Below are 23993 nucleotides of genomic sequence, written 5' to 3'. Positions count from 1 at the left end.
TTGCGGGTATTGCTGATCAAGACTTCATCGCTGGGCGACGTGATTCATGCGTTGCCGGCGCTGACTGACGCCGCCCGGGCCATTCCCGGAATCAAATTCGACTGGGTGGTGGAAGAAGGCTTCGCCGAGATCCCGCCCTGGCACCCGGCCGTTGGCAAAGTGATTCCGGTGGCGATCCGCCGCTGGCGCAAAAATATCTGGAAGACCATTACCAGCGGTGAGTGGAAACGCTTCAAGCAAAGCGTGCGCGCGAACAAATACGATCTGGTGATCGATGCCCAAGGCCTGCTGAAAAGCGCCTGGCTGACCCGCTACGTCAAAGCGCCGGTGGCCGGTCTCGATAAAGGTTCGGCCCGTGAGCCGATGGCTTCGCGTTTTTATGACCGCAAACTGGCGGTGGCCCGTGGTCAGCACGCCGTCGAGCGCGTGCGGCAGTTGTTCGCCATTGCCCTCGGGTACGACTTGCCCAAAGGCCTCGGCGATTACGGCCTCAACGTCGAACGACTGGTCGAGTTGCCACGCAGGAATGCCTACGTGGTGTTCCTGCACGGCACCACCTGGGACACCAAGCACTGGCCGGAACTCTACTGGCGCGAACTGACCGAGCGGGTTGGCTATCTTGGCGTCGGCGTCAGACTGCCGTGGGGCAACCCGCAGGAAAAGGCCCGCGCCGAGCGCATCGCTGCCGGGTTCAAGCACGCCGAAGTGCTGCCGAAGCTGAATCTGGCCGGCGTCGGCAAAGTCCTCGCCGGCGCGCAGGCTTGCGTGGCGGTGGACACCGGGCTCGGCCATCTGGCCGCTGCGCTGGACGTGCCGACCATTTCGTTGTTCGGCCCGACCAACCCGGGCCTGACCGGCGCTTACGGCAAATTGCAGATTCATCTGGCCAGCGACTTCCCGTGCGCGCCTTGCCTGCAGAAGAAATGTACTTATCAACCGACCGAGCAGGATGCCCGTCAGTTTGACCTGAAACGCGAGCAGCCCTTGTGCTTCACGCGTGTAAATCCCGAGCGTGTCGCCAGTCGACTGAGCACGTTGTTGATGGCTGAGGAGCTGCGCTGATGCAATTGGCATTCGTCCTGTACAAATATTTCCCGTTCGGTGGCTTGCAGCGCGATTTCATGCGCATAGCCCTCGAATGCCAGAAGCGTGGTCATCAGATTCGCGTCTACACGCTGATCTGGGAAGGCGACGTACCGCCGGGCTTTGAAGTGCTGGTGGCGCCGGTCAAGGCGTTCTTCAATCACCGCCGCAACGAAAAACTCAGCGCGTGGATGGCAGCGGATCTGGCCAGGCGCCCGGTCGATCGTTTGATCGGCTTCAACAAGATGCCGGGCCTGGACGTCTACTACGCCGCCGACGGCTGCTTCGAAGACAAGGCGCAGAACCTGCGTAACTCGCTGTACCGTCGCTGGGGCCGCTATCGCCACTTCGCCGAGTACGAGCGCGCGGTGTTTGCCAAAGACGCGAAGACCGAAGTACTGATGATTTCCGAAGTGCAGCAGCCACTGTTCATCAAGTATTACGACACCCCACTCGAACGCTTCCATCTGCTGCCGCCGGGCATCGCCCAGGATCGTCGGCGTCCAGCGAATGCTGATGAAATCCGCGCCGGCTTCCGCGCCGAGTTCAATCTCAAGGACGACGAACTGCTGCTGGTGCAGATCGGCTCCGGCTTCAAGACCAAAGGTGTCGATCGCAGCCTGAAAGCGCTGGCCGGATTGCCTGGCGAATTGCGCAAACGCACGCGGCTGTTTGTAATCGGCCAGGATGACCCCAAATTGTTCCAGATGCAGAGTGCGACGCTGGGCCTGGGCGACAATGTGACCTTTCTCAAAGGGCGCAGCGATATCCCGCGTTTTCTGCTTGGCGCCGATCTGTTGATTCACCCGGCCTACAACGAAAACACCGGCACCGTGCTGCTTGAGGCGCTGGTGGCCGGGTTGCCGGTGCTGGTCAGCGCGGTCTGCGGTTACGCCCATTACATTGCCGAGGCTGATGCCGGGCGAGTGCTGGACGAGCCGTTCGAGCAGGCGCAACTGACGCAGTACCTGACCGAGATGTTGAGCAACGACGCTGCACGTGCGGCCTGGAGCCGCAAAGGTCTGGCCTTCGCCGAGACGGCCGACCTCTACAGCATGCCGCAGCACGCGGCCGATGTGATTCTGGCGGAGCACGCTTAATGAAGTTGATGCTGGCTGAACCGTTCAAAAGCCTTTGGGCCGGACGCGACCCGTTCGCCGCAGTCGAAGGCTTGCAGGGCGAGGTATACCGCGAGCTGGAAGCGCGCCGAACATTGCGCACGGAAGTCGACGGCCATGGCTTTTTCGTCAAGATCCACCGTGGCATTGGTTGGGGTGAAATCTTCAAGAATCTGCTGACCGCCAAACTGCCGGTGCTTGGCGCCGGGCAAGAGTGGAAAGCCATTCAGCGGTTGCAGGAGGTCGGCGTGCCGACCATGACCGCCGTCGCTTATGGCGAGAAGGGCAGCAATCCGGCGGATCAGCATTCGTTTATCGTCACCGAAGAACTGGCGCCGACCATCAGTCTGGAAGATTACAGCATCGACTGGGTCAAACAGCCGCCGGAGCCGAAGCTCAAGCGCGCGCTGATTGCCGAAGTCGCGCGGATGACCGGCATGATGCACCGCGCCGGGGTCAACCACCGTGACTGCTACATCTGCCACTTCCTGCTGCACACCGACAAGCCGGTCACGCCGGAAGATTTCAAGCTCTCGGTGATCGACCTGCACCGTGCCCAGACCCGCGCGAAAATCACTCAGCGCTGGCGCAACAAGGACCTGGCGGCGCTGTACTTTTCGGCGCTGGATATCGGCCTGACCCGCCGCGACAAACTGCGTTTTCTCAAGGGCTATTTCCAGCAGCCGCTGCGGCAGATTCTGGCGCAGGAAGCGCCGCTGCTGAACTGGCTGCAAGGCAAGGCCGACAAGCTCTACGAGCGTAAGCAGCGTTACGGGGACGCGCTCTGATGGCGGGCTGGACGCTTGAGCCGCAGTACAGCGAGCTTGCCGAAGATTTCGGTAGCCTCGAAGCGGTGTTTGCGTTGCAGGGTGAACGCCTGACCCGCGATCCGCTGTCGGAGGTGATCCGCGTGCAGCGCGACGGTGTCAATTACTACGTCAAGCGCTACGTCGGCGCCGGTAAGGGCCTGCGCCGCTACCTCGGCAAGCCGCGGGTGAAGATGGAGTGGCAGAACCTCAAGCGCTTCGCCAAGTGGGGCATTCCCACCGCCGAGGTGGTGGCCTGGGGGCTGGAGCGGCGGGGCGCGGCCTACGATCGTGGCGCGATGATCACCCGTGAGTTGCCCAACACCGAAGACCTCTCGGCACTGGCCGAGCGCAAGGAGCCCAAGCTTGAAGATCGCGCCTGGGTCGACGGCGTCAGTCGTCAACTGGCCGGCTATACCCGGACAATGCATGATCACCGCTTTACCCATAACGACTTGAAATGGCGCAACCTGTTGATCGATGATCAGGCGCGGATTTTTCTGATCGACTGCCCCAATGGCGAATTCTGGCGCGGCTTCTGGCTCAAGTACCGAATCACCAAGGACCTGGCCTGTCTCGACAAGCTGGCCAAATATCACCTGTCCAATACCCAGCGCCTGCGCTTCTATAAGCAATACCGCCAGTGCGATCGGCTCGATGTCGCCGACAAGAAACGGATTCGGCACGTGGTGAGATTTTTTGAGGGACGGGAATGACTGATTTTCTCGCCGAACAAGACCGTGCGCTGCTGGAGCGTCACGGTCTCGGCACTTTCGATGCGCTGTGGGCCAAACAGCTTGAGGCTGTGGATGAGCCCAACACTGCCGGTGGCGGCTGGAGCAGCGTGTTTCGCCTGGATCTGGAAGGCCAGGGTTACTACCTCAAGCGTCAGAGCAACTATCTGACGCGTACCTTGCATGCGCCCTTTGGCGAGCCGAGTTTCGCCCGCGAATTCCGCAATATCAGCCGCTATCGCAAGCTCGGCATTCCGGCGCTGCAGGCGGCGTTTTTCGGTGAGCGCAAGGTCGACGGAGAAGTGCGCGCCATTTTGCTCACCCGCGCACTGGATGGCTGGAGCGATCTGGATTCGTTGCTCGAACGCTGGGCCCAACTCAGCGCCGCGCAACATTCGGCCATCCTCAAGGCTTGCGGATTGCTGGCGCGGCGTCTGCACGGCGTGCGGCAGGTGCATGGCTGTTTTTATCCCAAGCATATTTTTCTGCGTGCCACCGGCGACGGCTATGAGGCGCAGCTGATCGATCTGGAGAAAACCCGGCCGCTGCTGTTCGGCATGCGCGATCGGGTCAAGGATCTGGAACCGTTGCAACGCCGCGCGCCGCAGTGGAGCGAGGCAGACTTGCGGCAATTGCTCGCGGCTTATCTGGATCAGCCGGATGACAGTTCACTGCTCGACCGTTGGCTGGTGCGGCTGACGGCGCGGCGCAGCCACAAGGAGACCCGCTGATGCGCTTGTCCGAGCTGGCCCTGGCCGGGCGCACACCTTCTTTACCGCTGACTGTGACGTTGGCGGATGCGGCCGGTGCGGCGGATCTGCAATTGCTGAGTCTGCTGCGGGTGTTGCCTGGGCAGCGCTATGTCGGTGCCGGGGTCTGGCGTGGCCGGCCGGTACTGGCGAAATTACTGGTGGGCAGCAAAGCCGCCCGGCATTTCCAGCGTGAGCTCGAAGGCGTGCGGTTGCTGGCCGCCCAGAGCATGACCACGCCGCTGCTGTTGGCTGATGGCCTGAAAGACGGCGAGGGCGGCTGGCTGCTGTTCGACTTTCTTGAAGAGGCTGAAAGCCTCGGCGATGCCTGGACGAAAGTCGAGTCGCTGCCCGTGCTGGCTGATGAGCAAACGGCGGTGTTGGCCGAAGCGCTGGATGCGATCGGCCGGCTGCACGGCAAAGGGCTCTGGCAGGAAGATCTGCACCTGGACAATCTGTTGCGCCACGGCGCTCAGCTGTATCTGATCGATGGTGCCGGCGTGCGTGCCGAAACGCCGGGGCAGCCGTTGTCGCGGCAAAAGGTGCTGGAAAACCTCGGGGTATTTTTCGCCCAGTTGCCCAAGTCACTCGAACCGTTCACTGAAGAATTGCTGGTGTATTACCTGTTGAGCAACAGCGAACATGCCTTGCCACTGGAGGCATTGCAGAAGCAGATCGACAAGGTTCGTAGCTGGCGACTCAGGGATTATCTGATCAAGGTCGGCCGCGATTGCACCTTGTTTTCGGTTCACCGCGGCGCATTCGCTTTGCGCGCGATTCGCCGCGAAGAAGAGGCTGCCATGTTGCCAGTGCTCGATCAGGCAGACGCCTTGCTTGATCGGGGGCATCTGTACAAGACCGGCGGCGCGGCCAGCGTCGGCCGAGTCGAGGCGGACGGCCGCACGCTGGTGATCAAGCGCTACAACATCAAGGGTTTTGCCCATTGGCTCAAACGCTTCTGGCGCCCGAGCCGGGCCTGGCACTCGTGGCGCGAAGGCAATCGTCTGGCCTTTCTTGGCATCGCCACGCCGAAACCGCTGGCGGTACTGGAGAAGCGCTTTTTGTGGCTGCGTCGCAGTGCCTATCTGGTCACCGAGTATCTGCCTGGGCCGGACATCATCGAGCGCTTCGCGCCCTACGTGGAGAGTGGCCAGGCACCGGAAGCCGAGTTGCAGGCGCTGGATCAACTGTTTGCCCGGTTGATCGCCGAGCGCATCAGTCATGGCGATTTCAAGGGGCACAATCTGTTCTGGCAGCAGGATCGCTGGGCGCTGATCGATCTGGATTCGATGTGTCAGCATGGATCCGACGGCAGTTTTGCACCGGCCTATGCCCGTGATCGCGCGCGATTCATGCGCAACTGGCCTGAAAGCAGTGCATTGTACAAGGCGATTGATCAGCGGTTGCCGAAGGCAGCCCCCGGCGCTGGTTGAAGGCTTTGGCGAAAGGGCGCGAATGCGTTGAAAGATGCCCGTTTGCGTTGGCGGACAGAAAACCGCGATTTGTCCTACAACTTCTGTGGAAGCCATCAACTGTGCTCTGCTGGGCTCCGATGTTAATTTCACCGGATGGTTGCTCGGGGGCGGGCTGTACTTGAATACTCGCGCCCGGTTTCTTTCCTCCGATCGCCACGAGTCAATTCGTACAGGGTAATTTCAGTGACGTTTACGCTATAATCCCGCCCTTTAGCTGTCACTCGCCCTGTGCGAGGACACATCAATTTTCAAGGCGCATCGCGCCTGCATGCAGACTAAAGAGGCTAGACCCCTGTGGCATTGACGATTCTTGGCCTGTCCGGCGCCCTTAGCCATGATCCTTCCGCAGCCTTGTACATCGACGGCAAGCTGGTCGCGGCGGCAGAAGAAGAGCGCTTCGTACGCGATAAACATGCAAAGAACCGCATGCCCTACGAATCGGCAAAGTTCTGCCTCGAGCAAGCTGGCATCAAACCTTCCGACGTTGACGTAGTGGCGATTCCCTTCGCCCCGATCAGCCTGTTCGGCAAAGCCCGCTGGCACTACGCCAAGCGCTACTGGTACGCACCGGATCGCGCGCTCGATGCGATCCTGATGGGCAACCGTCGCTACAAGCGCTATCGCAACAAGATCGTCTGGTGCCTGGAGCAACTGGGCTTCGATCCGAAGAAAATCAAGATCGAGCCGGTCGAGCATCACTTGGCTCACGCCTCCAGCGCCTACCACTGCTCGGGTTTCAAAGAGAAAACCGCGATCCTCGGCATCGACGGCAAGGGCGAATACGCCACGACCTTCTTCGGCTACGGCGAAAACGGCAAGATCCACAAGATCAAGGAATTCTTCGATCCGGACTCCCTCGGTGGTCTGTACGGTGCGATCACCGAATTTCTCGGCTTCGAGATGCTCGATGGCGAATTCAAAGTCATGGGCATGGCGCCGTACGGCGATGCCAGCAAATATGATTTCTCGCGTCTGGCCTCGTTCGAGAATGGCGAGCTGGTGATCAACACCGACTACGCCAACGTCATCGGCCTGCGCCGCTATAAAGAGAAGGGCAAAGGCTTCTACTTTTCTCCGAAGCTGATCGAGTGGCTGGGGCCGAAGCGAGAAGGCGACATCGCCGACGAGCCGTACATTCACTACGCCGCCAGCATGCAAGCGCTGTTCGAGAAGCTGGCGCTGCAGATGATCGACCACTACCTGGGCGATGTGCTCAAGGAAACCGGCAAGCTGGCCTTCGCCGGCGGCTGTGCGTTGAACGTCAAACTGAACCAGAAAATCATTGCCCGCGATGACATCAAAGAGCTGTTCGTCCAGCCGGCATCCGGTGACGCTGGTACGGCCGTAGGCGCCGCCGCTTACGTGTCCCATGCTCGTGGCGTACCGGTGGAGAAGATGGAGCACGTCTACCTTGGCCCGTCTTACAGCAACGAAGATGTGATTGCCGCCTGCGCCCGTCATGAGAACAAGCCGACCTGGCGCAAACTCGACAACATGCCGCAAGAGATTGCCAAGATCATGGTCGAGGGCAATCCGGTGGCCTGGTTCCAGGGCCGCATGGAATTCGGCCCGCGTGCACTTGGCGGTCGTTCGATCATCGGTTGCCCGAGCATTCCCGGTGTGGCTGACCGCATCAACCACCAGATCAAGTTCCGTGAGCGCTGGAGGCCTTTCTGCCCGTCGATGCTCGACACCGTCGCGCCACAGATGATCAAGATCGATCACCCCGCGCCGTTCATGACCTTCACGTTCGAAGTGGCCGAGGAGTGGAAGACGCGCGTCCCGGAAGTCGTTCACGAAGACGGTACTTCACGCGCTCAGGTGCTCAAGCGTGAGTACAACCCGCGCTACTACGACATGATGAAGGCGCTGGAAGACCTGACCGGTAACGGCGTATCGCTGAACACGTCGCTCAACCGTCGGGGCGAACCGATGATCTGCTCGCCGACTGACGCCCTGAACATGTTTTTCGGCTCTGACCTGCAATATCTGATCATGGAAGATATTCTTGTCGTCAAAGAAGGCGTGCAAGGAAACGGTCTTGACTGAAACACTGATCAGCGTCGTGATCCCCGCGTACAACTACGCCAGATCGCTGCCACGGGCAGTGGAGTCGGTATTGGCGCAGTTGCACGAGGCCGCAGCGGATCTGCTGGTCATCGATGATGGGTCTACAGACACGACGCCTGAAGTGTTGGACAGACTGCTGGTCGAGCATGCCGGACGATTTCGGGCAATACGACAAAGCAATGGCGGACTTTCCTGCGTGCGCAACCGCGGGATCGAGGAAACCAGCGGGCGTTTTCTCGTGTTTCTCGACGCTGATGACGAAATGGCGGCGGGGGCGCTGGCCGCTCTGGCGCGACATATCGCGAGCAACCCCGAGACCAGAATGATCATCGGCGCGCACTGGTCGGTTTTCTCCGGGGGCAAACGCAGCCTGCAGCCTGTAAAGCCATTGCCTGCCACGGTGCGGCAGCGGGTCAAGGGCTATCTGCTGGATAAAACCGTGTCGATCTCCAACGGCGCCTGTGCGATGCATCGCGAGGTGTTCGCACCGGGCAACTATCCGGAACAGTTGCGCAACGTCGAGGACTTGCCGGTCTTCGCGCAGGTGTTGGCGCGGTTCCCTTGCAGCGTCCTGCAGCAACCACTGGCGCTCATTTACAAGCACGCAGACAGCATGCGTCATGACCTGCACCAGAGTCTTGCGGCGGGTACCGAACAAGTTGTCAGCGAGGTTTTTTCCAGTCGGCGAATGCCCCAAGAGTTTCATGATTTGCGTCAGGCCTATCTGGCGCAGCGTTGCCTGTCATTGTTCCGGGATTGCTACTCGCATCGTGAGTACGCGCTGGCGAAGACCTTCTATATGCAAGCGCTACGGGCCGACTGGCACATCCTGGGGCGTTGGTCGTACTTGCGCAAAGCGCTGCGCCTGCTGTTTCGATAAACCGGATTATTGATTTCTGCGTACCTGTGGCGCGTGATGTTGAGGGGGCTGGGTGAAAGGTACGGATAGGAAATGGGTGGCCAAGGCCGCTCAGGTAATCAGTGAACGACCGGTCAGCGTGGCGTTCTGGGCAAGCATTCTGCTCTCGCTGGTCGCCGTATCAGGTACCGCCACGGTCGGGCGCGATGCCGCCTTGTACATCGATATCGCGCAGCAGGTGGTCTTGCATGGCACTGATGCCGCCTGGCAGCATTTCGACTGGCCCTGGTTTTCCTTCCTTCTGGCGCTGACCCATCGCGTCACGCATCTGCCCCTGGAATTGAGTGCCTATCTGTGGTGCGGCCTGTTTTTCGCCGGCACCAGTGCCCTGATGGTGGATTGCGTGCGCCGCCGCTCTCCCGAGATCGCCGGCTGGGCATGCCTGGTCGTGCTGGCGATGCCGGCAGTCAATGCGTTTCGAAATGACATCATCCGCGAATGCGGCTTCTGGTTTTTCTGCACCCTGACATTGTGGCAGGCGTTGCGCTGGCAAGCCCTGGGCGGCTGGCTCAGAGCCGGGCTGATTCATCTGGCGATCGTGGCCGCAGCCTTGTTTCGACTGGAAGCTCTGCTGTTATTGCCGGCGCTGGCGCTGTGGCAGTTGCCGGGTTTGTGGCGCTCTGGCCAGCGCATACGATTGTTGCAGTTGGGGTTACTGCCTGTGTTGGGGCTTGCGGTCGCCGCGGCCTCGGGCGTGTTGATGTCTGCGCGCTTCGTGCTCTATCTGGACATGATTGCGCCGCAAGGCGTGTACGCCTCGTTTCAGACACTTTCAGAACAATTTGCCAATTCGTTGATCACCAAGTATTCGCAGGACGAAGCTGGGCGCATTGTGTTTTTTGGCATGCTGGCCGCAATGGCGATCAGTTTCGTCAAACTGACGGGACCTTTCGCTGCGCCTTTCGTACTGCGCCGCAACTGGTCGGTGCTGAGCGATTACTGGCGCGACTATCGCCTGTTCGCCTGGGTTGCGCTGTTGTATCTGGTGGTGCTGATTCTGTTTTTCATCAAGCTGCAGTTCATGAACACGCGTTACCTGAGCTTCCTGAACCTGTTATTTGTACCTGCGCTGGCTATGGCATTGGCAGCGTTTGCCCGGCAGTTTCCACGCTGGACCAAGGCGCTGGTGGTCGTAGCGCTGCTGGTGATGCTGTCAAACGTGATCTCCACCGGCGCCGGCAAAACCCATTACGTGGCGGCGGGACGCTGGTTGTCCGAGCATGTCGAGCCTGACGCTGCAGCCTGGTTCGAAGACGGTCGCATCAGCTACTACGCAGGACGGGGTTATGTTCTGCCGACGCTGACCCGCGAGCAGGCGATGTCGCCGGAGCATGCCGGTCAGTACCGCTATTTCCTCATTGAAGGAAAAGGTGATGAGCCGTGGCTTGGCGAGTGGCTGATGGCGCACAAAATGCGCATCATCGAGCGCTTCGCCAATCGCAAGGGCGCGACAATTCTGGTGATCGGCCGTTAAAGGTCAGCTCAGCAGCAGGCGCAAGCGCTCGATCAGCGCATCCTGACTATTGCCTGGCAACGCCTGGCGGTAGCCTTCGAGGAAAGTTTTGCCGGCGTCCTGGCCGAGCAGCCATTGCCGGTCTTGCTTGTAGCGCAGCAGATGAGCGAAGTTGCGCAGTCGCTTGCTATCGCTCAGGGCGCGTCGCTGGCAACGCAGGTCGGCAATGTCGATCAGCCCGAGATGATTGTCCGGTGTCTGCACCACGTTGCCGAAGTGCAAGGATCGAAAGTACACGCCTCTCTCATGCAGTTGCGCAATGAACGCCCCGAGTCGGGCGCGCAACGTGTCGGTTTCTTCGGGAGTGCCCTGCAATTGCCGCACGGTCTCGCCCGCCAGCGGCGCGTAATAGACGCCGTCGCGTTGAATGCTCGGAATACGGTAAACGGCGATCACATCCGGGCAGAGGATGCCGCGCTGCTGCAACGCTCTGGTGTTGTTGGCAAAGCGTTGGGCATAGGGAAAGAACAGCGCCGAACTCAGCAAGCGCTTGCGGCGAAACAGTTTGAGCATGCGACCGTCGGCCAACCTGAGCACCTTGTCGCCGGAACCGTCGGCTTCGAGTACCTGAGCACCTTTGCGCAGTGCCTCGTAAGTGCTGTGATCAATCGATTGCATGCCAGACTCCCCATCGTGAGCCGGCTATCTTAACCGACTTGGCCAAAGGCTGGCGCCCGGTGATGTTTATCGGCGCAAAAGGGCCTGTGATATCATCGCCGCCTCACTGATTTACGCGGATTCCCATGAGCAGTCCTGAACCGAAAGCCCAGTCAACGCTGGCGATCTATTTCCGCCTTTTGGCTTACGTGCGTCCCTACGCCGGCCTGTTCATCCTGAGTATCGTCGGCTTCCTGATCTTCGCCTCGACCCAACCGATGCTTGCCTACATCCTCAAGTATTTCGTCGATGGCCTGGCCAATCCAGAGGCCAGTCTGTTCCCGGGCAACCCCTATCTGGGCAAGTTGCAGCTGCTCGAAAGCGTGCCGTTGTTGATCGTGCTGATTGCCGTGTGGCAAGGCGTCGGTTCGTATCTGGGCAACTACTTTCTGGCGCGGGTCTCCCTGGGCCTGGTGCATGACCTGCGGGTTGTGCTGTTCAACAAGCTGCTGGATCTGCCCAACAGCTATTTCGACAAGAACAATTCCGGTCATCTGATTTCCCGCATCACGTTCAACGTGACCATGGTCACCGGCGCCGCCACGGATGCGATCAAGGTGGTGATCCGCGAAGGCATGACGGTGATCTTCCTGTTCTGCACCCTGTTGTGGATGAACTGGAAACTCACCTTGGTCATGGTCGCGATCCTGCCGGTCATCGGCCTGATGGTGAACAGCACCAGCAAGAAATTCCGCAAGCAGAGCAAGAAGATTCAGGTGTCGATGGGCAATGTCACGCACGTGGCGTCCGAGACCATTCACGGGTACCGCGTGGTCCGCAGTTTTGGCGGCGAAACCTATGAGAAGACCCGCTTTCGCGACGCCAGCCAGAGCAATACCGATAAACAACTGACAATGACCAAGACCGGCGCGGTGTATACGCCGATGCTGCAACTGGTGACGTACAGCGCCATGGCCGTGGTGATGTTTCTGGTGCTGTACCTTCGGGGTGATGCGTCGCCTGGTGATCTGGTGGCCTACATCACCATGGCCGGCCTGCTGCCGAAACCGATTCGCCAGCTCTCCGAAGTCAGCTCGACGATCCAGAAGGGCGTGGCTGGCGCCGAGAGTATTTTCGAACAGCTGGACGAACCGGCGGAAGTCGATCACGGCACGGTCGAGCGCGACCGTCTGCAAGGTCGCCTCGAAGTGCGCAACCTCAGCTTCAGTTATCCGAACAGCGAGAAAAAAGTCCTCGATGACATCAGTTTCGTCGTCGAGCCCGGGCAAATGGTGGCGCTGGTCGGTCGCTCCGGCAGCGGCAAGTCCACCCTGGCCGGCCTGATTCCACGCTTCTACCAGCACGAGAAAGAGCACGGGCAGATTCTGCTGGATGACGTGCAGGTGCAGGACCTGACCCTGCGCAGCCTGCGTCGGCAGATTGCCCTCGTGACCCAGCAGGTCACGCTGTTCAACGACACGGTGACCAATAACATCGCTTACGGCGATCTGGCGGGAGCACCGTTCGACGAGGTCAAGCGCGCGGCCACTGAAGCCTACGCCGATGAGTTCATCATCAAGATGCCGCAGGGCTACGAGACGCTGGTCGGCGAGAATGGCGTGCTGCTGTCCGGCGGCCAGCGTCAGCGCATCGCCATTGCACGGGCATTGCTCAAGGATGCGCCGCTGCTGATTCTCGATGAGGCCACGTCGGCCCTCGATACCGAGTCCGAACGGCATATCCAGGCGGCGCTGGATCATGTGGTGCAGAACCGCACGACGCTGGTGATCGCTCACCGCTTGAGCACCATCGAGAAGGCCGATCTGATTCTGGTCATGGACGAAGGCAAGATCGTCGAGCGCGGCACTCATACCCAGCTCCTGGCACAGAATGGCTATTACGCCCGCTTGCACGCCAAGGAATTCGAAGAAGGCGACGAGCTGCAACCGACCCATGTGACCGACCTATGCTGACGGCGTTTCGCGCCTGGCGTGAGCGCGGCTGGAGCGAGATCGATCAGGCCGCTTACACCCAAGCCTGGCAGCGCTTCGGCGGCAGTTTTGCGACTCATCCCGAGGTGGTGGAGCGGCTGTCGACGTTTGTCGGCATCAAGCTGCACTACCTCGGCTGGATCGTCGATGGTGACGTCGTCGCGGCTGTTGCTTGCTGGGGCCGGCACGCCGCGCTGTCCAAGGAAGTCCTCAAGCGCGAGGGCAAGCGCGGGCTGCTCGACATGGGCAATGCCGAACTGATTCTGCCGATTGCCGCAGACGTCGTCGTCCCGGTGCGCCAGCGCATGGCGTATGTTTCGCAACTCAACGCCGAGCAGATCAGCACCCTGCGCGCGCAACCGGAAGGGCTGGCACTGGCGCGGTTGCCCGAGGATTACTCGAAGAAGTTTCGCTACAACCAGCGACGCGAGCAGCGCCTGCTGGAAGAGGCAGGCGGGTCGCTGGTGCCGATGTCCGACTTGACGCCACAGGAGCAGGCGGCCGCCTATGGCGATCTGTTTCAACGTCGCTGGGGCTTTGAAGTGCCCGGCAAGGCCGGGCTGGTCGAAGTGTTCACCCTGCTGCGCGAGTTCATGACCGGGTCAGTGGTGATGCTTGAATCGGCACCGGTGGCGATCCAGATTCTCTACCGGGTCGAAGCGCCGCAGTGGGTGTCGCTGGAGTACGTCAATGGCGGCGTCGATCCGCAAAGTCGCGAGTTCAGCCCCGGCAGCGTATTGAGTTTCGTCAACACCCAGCAGGCCTGGGCGGATGCTCAGGCACTGGGCAAGACGCTGCGCTATTCATTCGGCCGTGCCGACCGTGAATACAAGGATCGCTGGTGTCACACGGTGCCCGTCTACAAGGTCTGAATCCATGACTGCTCGCAAGCAACAGCTCCTCAAGGCCCATCGCCGCAGCAAGCGCCTGTTCCTGATTGCGTTCTTGATCGTGCTGTTGGCGGCCGGCTTCCTGCTGGGCTGGTGGCTGGTGCCGTTATTGCTGGTGTTGGCCTGGGTGGCGCATGAGGCGTGGTTTGCCGACCATCTGTTCTATCGCGCCGCTGACGACTATCAATATCACTTTCCCAAGGATGCTGCGCAGCAGGCCGTGAAGCTGGATGCCGGTGTCCTGCGTCTGAGCGAGTCGCTGGCGCCGGGAGAAACGCTGGTGCTTGAACTCGAGGTCAAGGCGACCTGGCTCGGGCGCTGGCTGGATCCTTATGTCGAGCTGGGCGACGATCGCCAGGACTTCGAGCGGGGCGTCAACGGCCGGCGCTTTCTCAATCTGTCCGGGCAGGGCGTAGCGCTGGGTGAAAACACCCTGACGTTGCGCGGCCGCCATTGCACCCTGAGCGCTGCCGGTACGTTATGGGTCATGAGCAATCCCGATTACGCGCAGCAACGGGTCATGGTCATCGCGCCTCACGCCGATGATGCCGAACTGGCTGCGTTCGGCCTCTACAGTCGCTGCGAAGAAGCAAGCATCGTCACGCTGACCCAGGGCGAAATCGAGGCCGAAGACTTCCAGCGCCTGGGTCTGGACAAGGCTCAGGCAGCTCGGCTGAAGGGCAGGCTACGCAGTTGGGACAGCCTGAGCATTCCGATGTGGGGCGGGGTGCCGGCCAGTCGATGCGTACAGCTGGGCTATTACTGCCTGCAATTGCCAGCCATGGCCGAAGAGCCGGACACTTCATTCGGCTCGCGCGAATCCGGCGAAAACGATGTGCGCACTGTCCGCCAGCACAATCCGCTCACACTGCCGGGCGATGTCGATGGTGCGCCGACCTGGAACAATCTGGTCGGCGATATACAGCTATTGCTGGAGCACTTTCGCCCCGAGGTCGTCGTCACTCCGCATCCCGAACTGGACCCGCACAGCGACCACGTCGCCTCCACCCGTGCCCTGCTGGAAGCCATCGCAGCCAGTGCGTGGAAGCCGTCGACCCTGCTGATGTACGCCAACCATCTGCATGACAATGATCGTTGGCCAATGGGCCCGGCCGGTGGCGGTATCGCCCTGCCGCCGGCGATCGAGCCGTTGCCGGTTGATCGCTTGTGGAGCCCGGTGCTGTCGGCGGATATGCAACTGGACAAGGCCATGGCGCTGGCCATGGAGCATGACCTGCAGGGCGCGCTCGGATTCAAGCGGCAATTGCGTCGCGTCATTCAACAGATGCTTGCCGGACGCCGCTGGCCGGTCACAGGCAGTAACGAGTTTTTCCGCAAGGCCGTGCGGCGTCACGAACTGTTCTGGGTGCGTGACCTTTCAGATTGAGGCGGACGGCGCTTTACCCTGTGGTAATATCGCGCCCCTGTTCATTTTGTATGTGGGTTGCTCCATGAAGTTGTCCATGCCGCGTTTCGATCAAGCCCCTGTCTTGGTAGTCGGCGATGTCATGCTCGACCGTTACTGGCATGGCGGAACCTCACGGATTTCCCCTGAGGCGCCGGTGCCTGTGGTCAAGGTCGAGCAGATCGAAGACCGTCCGGGCGGTGCCGCGAACGTTGCCTTGAACATTGCCGCGCTGGGTGCACCGGCGTCGCTGGTCGGTGTGACTGGCGATGACGAGGCCGCCGACAGCCTGAGCAACAGTCTCAAGGGCGCCGGCGTCCGCGCCCTGTTCCAGCGCATCGCGCACCAGCCGACCATCGTCAAGCTGCGGGTCATGAGCCGGCACCAGCAATTGCTGCGTATCGACTTCGAAGAGCCCTTCGCCACCGACGCCCTGGCCCTCGGTTCGCAGGTCGATGACCTGCTTGAAGGCATCAAGGTGCTGGTCCTCTCCGACTACGGCAAAGGCGCGCTGAAAAACCATCAGGCGCTGATCCAGGCCGCGCGGGCGAAAAACATCCCGGTGCTGGCCGATCCGAAGGGCAAGGACTTTTCCATCTATCGTGGCGCGAGCCTGATCACGCCGAACCTCAGCGAATTCGAAGCCATCGTTGGCGGTTGTGTCGACGAGCACGAGCTCGTCAGCAAGGGCGCGACGCTGATGCACGAGCTTGAACTCGGTGCGCTGCTGGTCACCCGTGGCGAGCATGGCATGACCTTGTTGCGCCCGGACCAGGCGGCATTGCACTTGCCGGCGCGTGCGCGGGAAGTGTTCGACGTGACCGGTGCGGGCGACACGGTCATCTCGACCCTCGCCGCCGCGATCGCTGCTGGCGAAGACCTGCCCCATGCCGTGGCGCTGGCCAACCTGGCGGCGGGTATCGTGGTCGGCAAGCTTGGTACGGCCGCCATCAGCGCCCCGGAACTGCGCCGTGCCATTCAGCGTGAAGAGGGTTCGGAACGCGGTGTGCTCGGTCTTGAGCAATTGGTGCTGGCCGTCGCCGACGCCCGTGCCCATAACGAAAGAATCGTTTTCACCAATGGCTGCTTCGACATTCTCCACGCCGGGCATGTGACCTATCTGGAACAGGCACGGGCCCAGGGCGACCGTCTGATCGTTGCGGTCAACGATGATGCTTCAGTCAGTCGCCTGAAAGGGCCGGGCCGCCCGATCAACAGCGTCGACCGACGCATGGCCGTTCTGGCGGGCCTTGGGGCGGTCGACTGGGTCATCAGCTTCCCCGAAGGCACCCCGGAAAATCTGCTGCGCGAGGTCAGACCCGATGTGCTGGTCAAGGGTGGCGATTACGGCATCGACCAGGTGGTCGGCGCGGATATCGTCACCGCGTATGGTGGCACCGTGAAAGTGTTGGGACTGGTGGAAAACAGTTCGACGACGGCGATTGTCGAAAAAATCCGCAGTCGCTGATCAGATGAATCTTTACCGTTGTGTACTGCGTGTGAACGGATTTTGCCTTGGGGATCTCACCGTTTCCGTTGATGTTGGCAGGTTTGAATCCGCTGCGCTTGCCTGCCTACATTACGTGGTCGATTAATTTATGAAAGTCATGCTCCTGGTGATGGACGAACAGCGGGTCATTCTCGACCGGCTCTACGACATCGTGCAGCAGAACTGTGATGAATGTTTCATCTATCGTCTGAGCAAACAGCAGCAGATGAACCTGGGTGCGTTTCTGGCTTCAGTCGACTACCAGACCTTTGACCGCGTGGTGATTTTCTCCCGGGTCAAGCGACTGGCTCCGCAACTGCGGGTGCTCAAGTGCATTCCCGGGCTGGTCTTTCTTGAACACGACGCCTATCAGAACTACATGCCCGCCAGTAAGTACCGTGGCGTCTACTCGCGTTTGTACAGCCGCTTGCCGAGCTGCCGGGCCTTGGTGTCCGGCGCTGTTGTCGCGCGCAAGATGCTCGCCGAAGGCATCGATACGCTGTTCGTCTCCAAGGGCTACGACGAGCAGATGCTGCACAACACCGGGGTCGAACGAGATATCCCGATCGGCTTCCTCGGCAGCCTGAAAAGCACCGAGTACGCCGAGCGCAAGGCCATGCTTGAATCCCTCTCGCGGCGCACCGGCATGCTCGTGACCCGCACCCAATCAGGCGCCGAATACCTCGAAACGCTCAATCGCATCAAGATCTTCGTCAGCGCCGATATCGGCATGAACGAATTCATGATCAAGAACTTCGAGGCCATGGCGTGCGGCTGTGTGCTGCTGGCCTGGAGTCAGGGCGAAGAAGACCGCTTGCTCGGTTTCGAAGACATGCACAACACGGTGTTCTACCGCAGCGAAGACGAGGCGGTGGCAAAAATCAAAATGCTGCAGGACGACCCCGAACTGGCACAACGCATTGCCAGCAACGGCCAGGCGTTCGCCGAAAGTCGCTATTCGTTTGCGCGGGTCGGCCAGGCACTCGCCGAAGCCATCCAGCGTGAGATGCGCCCATGGCAGCCGCCGTCGGCGTTCACCCGGTTCTGGGTCAAATTGCGCTACGGCATGAAGGTGCCAGCCTGAATGACGGACGAATACATGGCGCTGGATGCGCTGCCCGGTGGCGACCAGTCGGTTTTGCAGGCCTTGCCCGATGCACTGCGTGAATGCCTGAGTCGCGCCGCCCGAGTAGTGCTGATCGCCAATAATCCCGCCATTACCGCAGCCGACTTCGAGGCGCTGAACATCGGCGCCGATGATGTCGTCGTCAGTTTCAACCACTGCATCAAGGCGTCGCTGCTCAACGAGCAGAGCGTCAATCTCTTCGTGCACGGCTACAACGCGCCCGATGCCTATTTCTTCGGCTTGCCCGGCAATGCGGACGTACAGCGACTGTTCGACCGCGCGGCTCAGCGTTGCTTCACCATGCTGGTGGGGTGCGCGGCGCCGATGTGTCCACTGCCGCGCGTGGCGATGTATTGGGATCGCATCCCGTTGCCACCGCTGTGGAATTACCCGATCGACCGCCCGGGGGGTAAACGCTACGTCGGGCCGTCCACGGGCTTCAACACGCTGGTGCTGTTCGACTGGCTGCGCGGGCATGTCGGTTACACCTATCAGTTGATGACCCTGGGCTTCTCCAACGAGGCGGGGAAGCTGTGGGGCGGCCATGCCTGGGACTACGAGCGGGACTGGTTGCAGAAGTCCGATGTGATTGTCGTGCCGCTGCAACCCCGGCGCTGGTGGCAAAAACTGTTCAAGCGCAAATAAGCGGCGCCGCCGTCACGTGCCTGCCGGGCCGAACCATTTCTTCATAGGTGCAATCGAGTGTTGAAAATTGCCGTGGCATTTTTCGGGATTCCGAGGAATTCCCAGATTTGCTTCCCCTCCATCGAACAGAACGTATTGGCACAGTTGCCTGCGGGCAGCGACGTCCAGTGCTTTTATCACTTGTATAAAATCGATGAAGTGCAGAATTCGCGCTCCGGCGAGAAGGGCGAGCTGGCGGCCGACAACTATCGGCCCTTCGAGTCCATGCGCGGCGCGCTTACCTCGACCGACGGTGTGCTGGAGCGTTGGAATTTCGAGCAGGTCAAGGCACTGGGCGATACCTGGGCCGATGACTATGCATCGCTGCGCAACCTGATTTATCAGCTCAACTCGTTGCACACCGTCACCACCGAGATCGAGTCCTTCGATCCGGACTTTGTCGTGTTCGTGCGGCCGGACAATTTCTTCCACACCGCGCTGCCAGGCTACGTGTTCAACCACGTCGAGGCGCGGCGGCACAACGTCTATATCCCCGACTGGCAATGGTGGGGCGGTCTGAATGACCGTTTCGCCGTATGCGGGCGCGATACCTATGTCGCCTACGGCAAGCGCATCGAACGCATCTTCGATTTCTGCAAGGCGACCGGTCGCAAGCTGCACTCCGAGCGCTTGCTCAAATACGCGCTACTGGAGGCAGGCGCCAAGGTCTGCACACTGCCGATTCAGGCCTCCCGGGTGCGCATCACCGGGGCATTTGCCGAAGAGTCGTTCTCACCCAAGCGTGGCATGGGCAAGCGCGAAAACCGTTATTTTCACTTCTTCGCGACGTTGCGCACCTGGTGGGATCGCCGCCGCTAGCGGCTTGCGCGTTTCCTGCCCAGCCCGACCAGACGCAGTGCCTTGATGCTCAACTGCTTGAGGCCGGTGCGGGGTGCCTTGGCCGGTTGCAGGCCCTGTTGCACCAGCCAGTCCTTCCAGCGAATGCGCTCGTCGTGCACGACCCAGCCCTGTTGCGTCGCGAAGCTCTCGGCCAGATGAATGCCGCGGGTGCTGGCCGGTATCAGCTTGTCGCGTTTGAGGGTGAACAGCTCCGCAGTTGGCGCGCCGTCCTTGAGGGGCATCAGATACAGGTCTGGCCGCTTGCGGTCGAGCCGCGCGACCAATTGATCGCCCTCGAGGCGTTCATCGACATGAAACAGACTCAGCGACTTCGCTTCCTTGGGCACTTCCAGGCGCAAGTCGTAGATCAACTGCAGCGACGCCGTCGGTAGATGCACGTAGGCCCGTGGTCGCTCCAGCAATTGCAGGTTGGCGCAGCGCACCGGACGCGCCGAACCGGACAGCGGCGTCAGGCGAAACGGCAATGCCTCGCGATAATGCAGCGCAGCGGAGTAGGGCGCTGGCAGCCAGGTGTCGTTGAAACGCCCGCCGAGCCAGCCTTCCGGGGTTTCCAGCAGGCATTCTTCGGCAATTTCCTGAATCGCCGTGTGCAGCGGAATGTTCAATTCGTGGGCCGGCACGTAGCCGGAAATCAGCTTCAGCACCACGTCACCGCGATCCTGGCGACGTTGGCGCACCAGCACCCAGTAATCGCGGTTCTGCCAATGCAGGGTCAGGCGCACGGATACGCCGAGATTGGCCAGCTCCAGGGCAAAGCGCTCGCTGTCGGCAACGCTGACCGGTTTGCGCCGTTGCAGGGTCTGGGCGAAATTCAGCGGCATGCCGACGCTCTGATAGCTCAGGCCCTCGGGCGTGGCTTCGACGAACAGCGGCAGCGTCTTGAAGTTGCTCGGGTTCTTGCGGATGAGCGTGCGCGGCATATCGGCTCCTGCTTAAGGCCGCGGGGCGGCGTCAGTGACCACGCAGGACCTGGGCAACGGTCGCGGCGTTGTGGGCGAGGTGCAGCGGATTGATCGTGCCGACAATAGCACTGGCGACGCCCGGCTGAGCGAACAGCAACTCGAAGCTGGCGCGCACCGGATCGACTCCCGGACTCAGACAGACATGACCGCTGGCCAGGGCTTTTTTGACCAGAATGGCTTTGCCGTGGGCAGCAGCATAGTCAATGACCGCCTTTTCGTTTTGTTCGTTCAGATTGTAGGTGACCATCGCGCAGTCGCCTTGCTCCAGCGCCTTCAAGCCACCTTCGACGGTTTTGCCGGAAAACCCGAAGCCGCGAATCTTGCCCTCGGCCTTCAGCGCCGCGAGGGTGGCGTACACCTCTTCGTGCTCAAGGATGGCCATGTCGTTGCCGTCGGAGTGCACCAGGACCAGATCGATAAAATCCGTTTCCAGACGTTGCAGGCTGCGCTCGACCGACATCCGCGTGTGCGCAGCGCTGAAGTCATGACGTGACATGCCATCGGCAAACTCTTCGCCGACCTTGCTGACGATCACCCAGTCCTGACGCTGACCACGCAGCAGCGGGCCGAGGCGTTCTTCGCTGCGACCATAGGCCGGCGCAGTGTCGATCAGGTTGATGCCCAGGTCGCGCGCCTGGCGCAGCAGCATGCGCGCCTCGTCGTCGCCGGGAATCTGGAAACCGTTGGGGTATTTCACGCCCTGGTCGCGGCCGAGTTTGACCGTGCCCAGGCCCAGCGGCGAAACCGTCAGGCCGGTGCTGCCCAGCGGGCGATGGAGTTCGTGCAAAGTGGCGATGGTCATGGCAGCAGTTGCTCCCAGGCGGGCACGCCGAGCGGCGGTTTCGGCAACGGCGGCAACGGCTCGGTCGCTTGCGGCTGGATGCCGTCGTGTTGCAGCGAAGCGATGACCCGGTCGGCGAAGTCCGGCGCCAGTGCCAGTTTGGTCGGCCAACCGACGAGCAGACGACCTTCCTCGGCGAGGAACGCGTTGTCCGGGCGGGTCAGACCGGTCTGCAGCGGCTCGGCGCGGTCGACGCGCAGAGTTGCCCATTGCGTGGTGCTGAGGTCGATCCACGGCAGCAATTGGGCGATTTCCTTTTGCGCGGTGGCGATCTGCTCGGCCGGCTCGCGGGCCACGCCTTCGCTTTCGGCGATATCGCCGCCCATGTACCAGACCCATTGGCCGTCAGCCGCCGGGTGCGTGGTCACGGTGATGCGCGGTTTGCTGCCGCCGCCCAGGCAGTGGGCGTACAGCGGTTTCAGGCCGGGGCCCTTGGCGAGGATCATGTGCAGCGGCCGGCGTTGCATGGCCGGCCGGCTCAGGCCCAGGGCTTCAAGCAATTGGGCCGTGCCGGCGCCAGCGCTGAGGACAATGCGCTGGGCGCGGATTTCGCGGCCATCGACTTTCAGGCCGACCAGTACGCCCGCCTCCAGCAGCGGCTCGATGACCTGACCGGCGAGCAGACCGTCACCGGCGAGATCAGCCAAGCGCTGGATCAGGCTCGGTACATCGACCACCAATTCGGCGAGACGGTAGACCTTGCCCTTGAAACGCTTGTCTTGCAGGGCCGGCGGCAGGTCGTCGCCCTTGACCTGATCGACCCGGCCACGCACGGCTTTGCTGGCGAAGAAACTGGTGAGGTTGCCCGCCAGCGTGCCTGGCGACCACAGGTAATGCGCTTCGGACAGCAGGCGCACGCCGGACAGATCCAGCTCGCCAGTCCCGGCCAGCGCTTCACGCCAGCGGCGCGGCATGTCGGCGATCGCTTCCGAGGCGCCGGTCAGTGCACCGTGCAGCGCGTACTTGGCACCGCCGTGGATGATGCCCTGGGACTTCACGCTCTGCCCGCCACCGAGGCTGGCGCTTTCCACCAGCACGGTCGAAAAACCCTGGCGGCGCAGGCGCGCATTCAGCCAGAGGCCGGCGACACCAGCGCCGACAATCAGAACGTCGGTGGAAATAACGGATGGCATGCAGCGACCTCAGTGTTCAAGACGAGGGCGCAGTATACAGACTCGGGAAAAGGACGGATTTGTCGATGATCAACTGGCTGAGCGCGAAACCTGTAGGAGTGAGCCTGCTCGCGATGGCGGTGTAGCAGACGACATAAATGTTGAATGACAGACCGCTATCGCGAGCAGGGTCACTCCTACAGGGGAGATGTGTTTGTCGTTAATGCCCGGCGGTCTTGGAAAACAGCTGGATCACGACGACGCCCAGCACGATCAACGCCATCCCCAGCATCGCCGGTACGTCGAGCTTCTGCCCGTAGATGAACAGCGCCGCGACGCTGACCATGACGATGCCCATTCCCGCCCAGACGGCGTAGGCAACGCCCACCGGTACAGTGCGCACCACCAGCGTCAGCATCCAGAATGCGATCCCGTAGCCGACGATGATCAGAATCAGCGGCAGTGGCGTGCTGAAGCCTTTGACCGCTTTCATCGAAACGGTGGCGATCACTTCGGCGCAGATGGCGATGGCCAGATAGACGTAGGCGTTCATGATTTCAATCCCTCAGATAAATCGTTGCTTGCTGAGGCGACATTCTAGGGATTGCCCAGATGGGGTAAAGTCATTACCTATCTGTTCTGAAGATGGGTTGAAACAGGCATGCAATGGAATCTCGAGCAGTTGCGGGTATTTGTCGACGTCGCCGAGCAGCGTTCGTTTTCTGCCGTGGCGCGGCGGCAGCGCAAGGCGCAATCAGCAATCAGCAGCGCCGTTGCGATGCTCGAAGACGATCTAGGCGTGAGCCTGTTCGAGCGCAGCAGTGGCCGCCAGCCGATTCTCACCGAGGCCGGCGAGGCATTGCTGGAAGAAGCGCGGGAAGTGTTACGCCAGTGCGAGCGCCTCAATGGCCGCGCCATGGCCATGCTGCGCGGCCAGGAGGCGCAGCTGCGTGTGGCCCAGGACGAGGCGATGCCGTATCAGGCGCTGGTAGAAAGTTTCGGCGAGCTGGCCGAGCAGTTTCCCAGCCTGGAAGTGCAGTTGACCAGCGCCGCCCAAGGCGAAGTTGCGCGCAAACTGGTCGAGCGTCGCGCCGACCTCGGCCTGCTGTTCTATCACGATGAAATCCCCGAAGCCCTTGAGCGCCGCGTGCTGGGTCGTGTCGAGATGGTCACGGTGTGCGGCATCAATCACCCGCTGGCGCAGCAGTCTTACGTGACCTGTCAGCAACTGGCGCAGCACCGACAACTGCTGATGTCGACGCAGACCAGCGTCTATCCCGGCAACGAGCCGGCCAGCCCACAGGTGTGGCGCGCCGACAGCTTCTACGTGATGTCCGAATGGCTGGTTCGCGATCTCGGCTGGGCCTGGCTGCCGCGCCACGTTGTGCAGTATTCGGCGTATCAAGGCCAGATGATTGAACTCGACAGCGAATGGACGCCGCCGGCGCTGGTGGTGGAGCTGGTCTGGCGCCGCGACGAACCGCTCGGCCCGGCGGCGCGTTGGCTGGCGGAACGTTTTGCGGTGCACTTGCGGGCGATCGGTGACAAAAGCCGATAAACTCCGCCGC

General features: G+C 61.2%; 22 protein-coding genes. 17 read left to right on the top strand and 5 right to left on the bottom strand.

Annotated features, from left to right (window positions below):
- From waaC to AEQ63_RS09910, 9 genes are all read left to right on the top strand, one after another.
- Window positions 1-1062, top strand: a complete 1062-nt coding sequence (waaC, locus tag AEQ63_RS09950; protein ID WP_064363188.1) for a lipopolysaccharide heptosyltransferase I — start codon at window positions 1-3, stop codon at window positions 1060-1062.
- Window positions 1062-2183: a glycosyltransferase family 4 protein gene (locus AEQ63_RS09945; protein WP_064363186.1), complete on the top strand. Its 1122-nt coding sequence runs from the start codon at window positions 1062-1064 to the stop codon at window positions 2181-2183. The genes waaC and AEQ63_RS09945 overlap by 1 nt, the downstream gene beginning before the upstream one ends.
- Window positions 2183-2989: a lipopolysaccharide core heptose(I) kinase RfaP gene (rfaP, locus tag AEQ63_RS09940; protein WP_064363185.1), complete on the top strand. Its 807-nt coding sequence runs from the start codon at window positions 2183-2185 to the stop codon at window positions 2987-2989. The genes AEQ63_RS09945 and rfaP overlap by 1 nt, the downstream gene beginning before the upstream one ends.
- Window positions 2989-3723, top strand: a complete 735-nt coding sequence (locus tag AEQ63_RS09935; RefSeq protein WP_064363183.1) for a lipopolysaccharide kinase InaA family protein — start codon at window positions 2989-2991, stop codon at window positions 3721-3723. Before rfaP ends, AEQ63_RS09935 begins: the two co-directional genes overlap by 1 nt.
- The gene (locus AEQ63_RS09930) at window positions 3720-4472 is read left to right on the top strand and encodes a lipopolysaccharide kinase InaA family protein (RefSeq protein WP_064363181.1); all 753 of its coding nucleotides are present in this window, start codon (window positions 3720-3722) and stop codon (window positions 4470-4472) included. Before AEQ63_RS09935 ends, AEQ63_RS09930 begins: the two co-directional genes overlap by 4 nt.
- Entirely contained in the window at window positions 4472-5923 is a 1452-nt protein-coding gene (locus AEQ63_RS09925; protein ID WP_064363179.1) for a lipopolysaccharide kinase InaA family protein, read from the top strand. Before AEQ63_RS09930 ends, AEQ63_RS09925 begins: the two co-directional genes overlap by 1 nt.
- A 336-nt stretch (window positions 5924-6259) precedes the next feature.
- Window positions 6260-8014: a carbamoyltransferase family protein gene (locus AEQ63_RS09920; RefSeq protein WP_042607761.1), complete on the top strand. Its 1755-nt coding sequence runs from the start codon at window positions 6260-6262 to the stop codon at window positions 8012-8014.
- Window positions 8007-8915 (top strand): glycosyltransferase family 2 protein, encoded by a 909-nt coding sequence (locus AEQ63_RS09915; RefSeq protein WP_064363177.1) that lies wholly within the window; start codon window positions 8007-8009, stop codon window positions 8913-8915. The genes AEQ63_RS09920 and AEQ63_RS09915 overlap by 8 nt, the downstream gene beginning before the upstream one ends.
- A gap of 76 nt (window positions 8916-8991) precedes the next feature.
- On the top strand, window positions 8992-10428 hold the full coding sequence (locus tag AEQ63_RS09910; RefSeq protein ID WP_231982442.1) for a hypothetical protein: 1437 nt from the start codon (window positions 8992-8994) through the stop codon (window positions 10426-10428).
- Window positions 10429-10431: 3 nt separating this feature from the next.
- Here the strand turns inward: AEQ63_RS09910 and AEQ63_RS09905 are convergent, their stop codons facing one another.
- Window positions 10432-11085 (bottom strand): lipopolysaccharide kinase InaA family protein, encoded by a 654-nt coding sequence (locus AEQ63_RS09905; RefSeq protein ID WP_064363173.1) that lies wholly within the window; start codon window positions 11083-11085, stop codon window positions 10432-10434.
- Window positions 11086-11210: 125 nt separating this feature from the next.
- On the opposite strand from AEQ63_RS09905, the gene msbA reads away from it, so the two are divergent.
- From msbA to AEQ63_RS09870, 7 genes are all read left to right on the top strand, one after another.
- Entirely contained in the window at window positions 11211-13037 is a 1827-nt protein-coding gene (gene msbA, locus AEQ63_RS09900) for a lipid A export permease/ATP-binding protein MsbA (RefSeq protein WP_064363171.1), read from the top strand.
- Entirely contained in the window at window positions 13031-13927 is an 897-nt protein-coding gene (locus AEQ63_RS09895) for a GNAT family N-acetyltransferase (protein WP_064363170.1), read from the top strand. The genes msbA and AEQ63_RS09895 overlap by 7 nt, the downstream gene beginning before the upstream one ends.
- A 4-nt stretch (window positions 13928-13931) precedes the next feature.
- Complete coding sequence (locus AEQ63_RS09890; protein WP_064363167.1) at window positions 13932-15332, top strand: PIG-L deacetylase family protein; 1401 nt, start codon at window positions 13932-13934, stop codon at window positions 15330-15332.
- Window positions 15333-15396: 64 nt separating this feature from the next.
- On the top strand, window positions 15397-16818 hold the full coding sequence (gene hldE, locus AEQ63_RS09885) for a bifunctional D-glycero-beta-D-manno-heptose-7-phosphate kinase/D-glycero-beta-D-manno-heptose 1-phosphate adenylyltransferase HldE (RefSeq protein ID WP_042607768.1): 1422 nt from the start codon (window positions 15397-15399) through the stop codon (window positions 16816-16818).
- A gap of 130 nt (window positions 16819-16948) precedes the next feature.
- Complete coding sequence (locus AEQ63_RS09880) at window positions 16949-17923, top strand: glycosyltransferase family protein (protein WP_064363163.1); 975 nt, start codon at window positions 16949-16951, stop codon at window positions 17921-17923.
- Window positions 17924-18610, top strand: a complete 687-nt coding sequence (locus AEQ63_RS09875; protein ID WP_064363161.1) for a hypothetical protein — start codon at window positions 17924-17926, stop codon at window positions 18608-18610.
- A gap of 57 nt (window positions 18611-18667) precedes the next feature.
- The gene (locus tag AEQ63_RS09870) at window positions 18668-19468 is read left to right on the top strand and encodes a hypothetical protein (protein ID WP_042607771.1); all 801 of its coding nucleotides are present in this window, start codon (window positions 18668-18670) and stop codon (window positions 19466-19468) included.
- On the opposite strand, the gene AEQ63_RS09865 is transcribed toward AEQ63_RS09870, so the two are convergent.
- The 4 genes from AEQ63_RS09865 to AEQ63_RS09850 form a co-directional block, all read right to left on the bottom strand.
- Window positions 19465-20430: a hypothetical protein gene (locus tag AEQ63_RS09865; protein ID WP_042607772.1), complete on the bottom strand. Its 966-nt coding sequence runs from the start codon at window positions 20428-20430 to the stop codon at window positions 19465-19467. The genes AEQ63_RS09870 and AEQ63_RS09865 overlap by 4 nt on opposite strands.
- Before the next feature lie 31 nt (window positions 20431-20461).
- Window positions 20462-21274, bottom strand: coding sequence for an aldo/keto reductase (locus AEQ63_RS09860; protein ID WP_042607773.1), 813 nt, complete (start codon window positions 21272-21274; stop codon window positions 20462-20464).
- Window positions 21271-22446, bottom strand: coding sequence for an NAD(P)/FAD-dependent oxidoreductase (locus AEQ63_RS09855; protein ID WP_042607774.1), 1176 nt, complete (start codon window positions 22444-22446; stop codon window positions 21271-21273). Before AEQ63_RS09855 ends, AEQ63_RS09860 begins: the two co-directional genes overlap by 4 nt.
- 199 nt (window positions 22447-22645) lie before the next feature.
- On the bottom strand, window positions 22646-22978 hold the full coding sequence (locus tag AEQ63_RS09850) for a DMT family transporter (RefSeq protein WP_042607775.1): 333 nt from the start codon (window positions 22976-22978) through the stop codon (window positions 22646-22648).
- 108 nt (window positions 22979-23086) lie between these two features.
- On the opposite strand from AEQ63_RS09850, the gene AEQ63_RS09845 reads away from it, so the two are divergent.
- Window positions 23087-23983 (top strand): LysR family transcriptional regulator, encoded by an 897-nt coding sequence (locus AEQ63_RS09845; RefSeq protein WP_064363159.1) that lies wholly within the window; start codon window positions 23087-23089, stop codon window positions 23981-23983.
- Window positions 23984-23993: the final 10 nt, after the last annotated feature.

This window comes from Pseudomonas sp. RIT-PI-o (assembly GCF_001297215.1).
Taxonomy (GTDB): domain Bacteria; phylum Pseudomonadota; class Gammaproteobacteria; order Pseudomonadales; family Pseudomonadaceae; genus Aquipseudomonas; species Aquipseudomonas moraviensis_A.
This window is presented reverse-complemented; position numbering and strand designations above follow the sequence as displayed.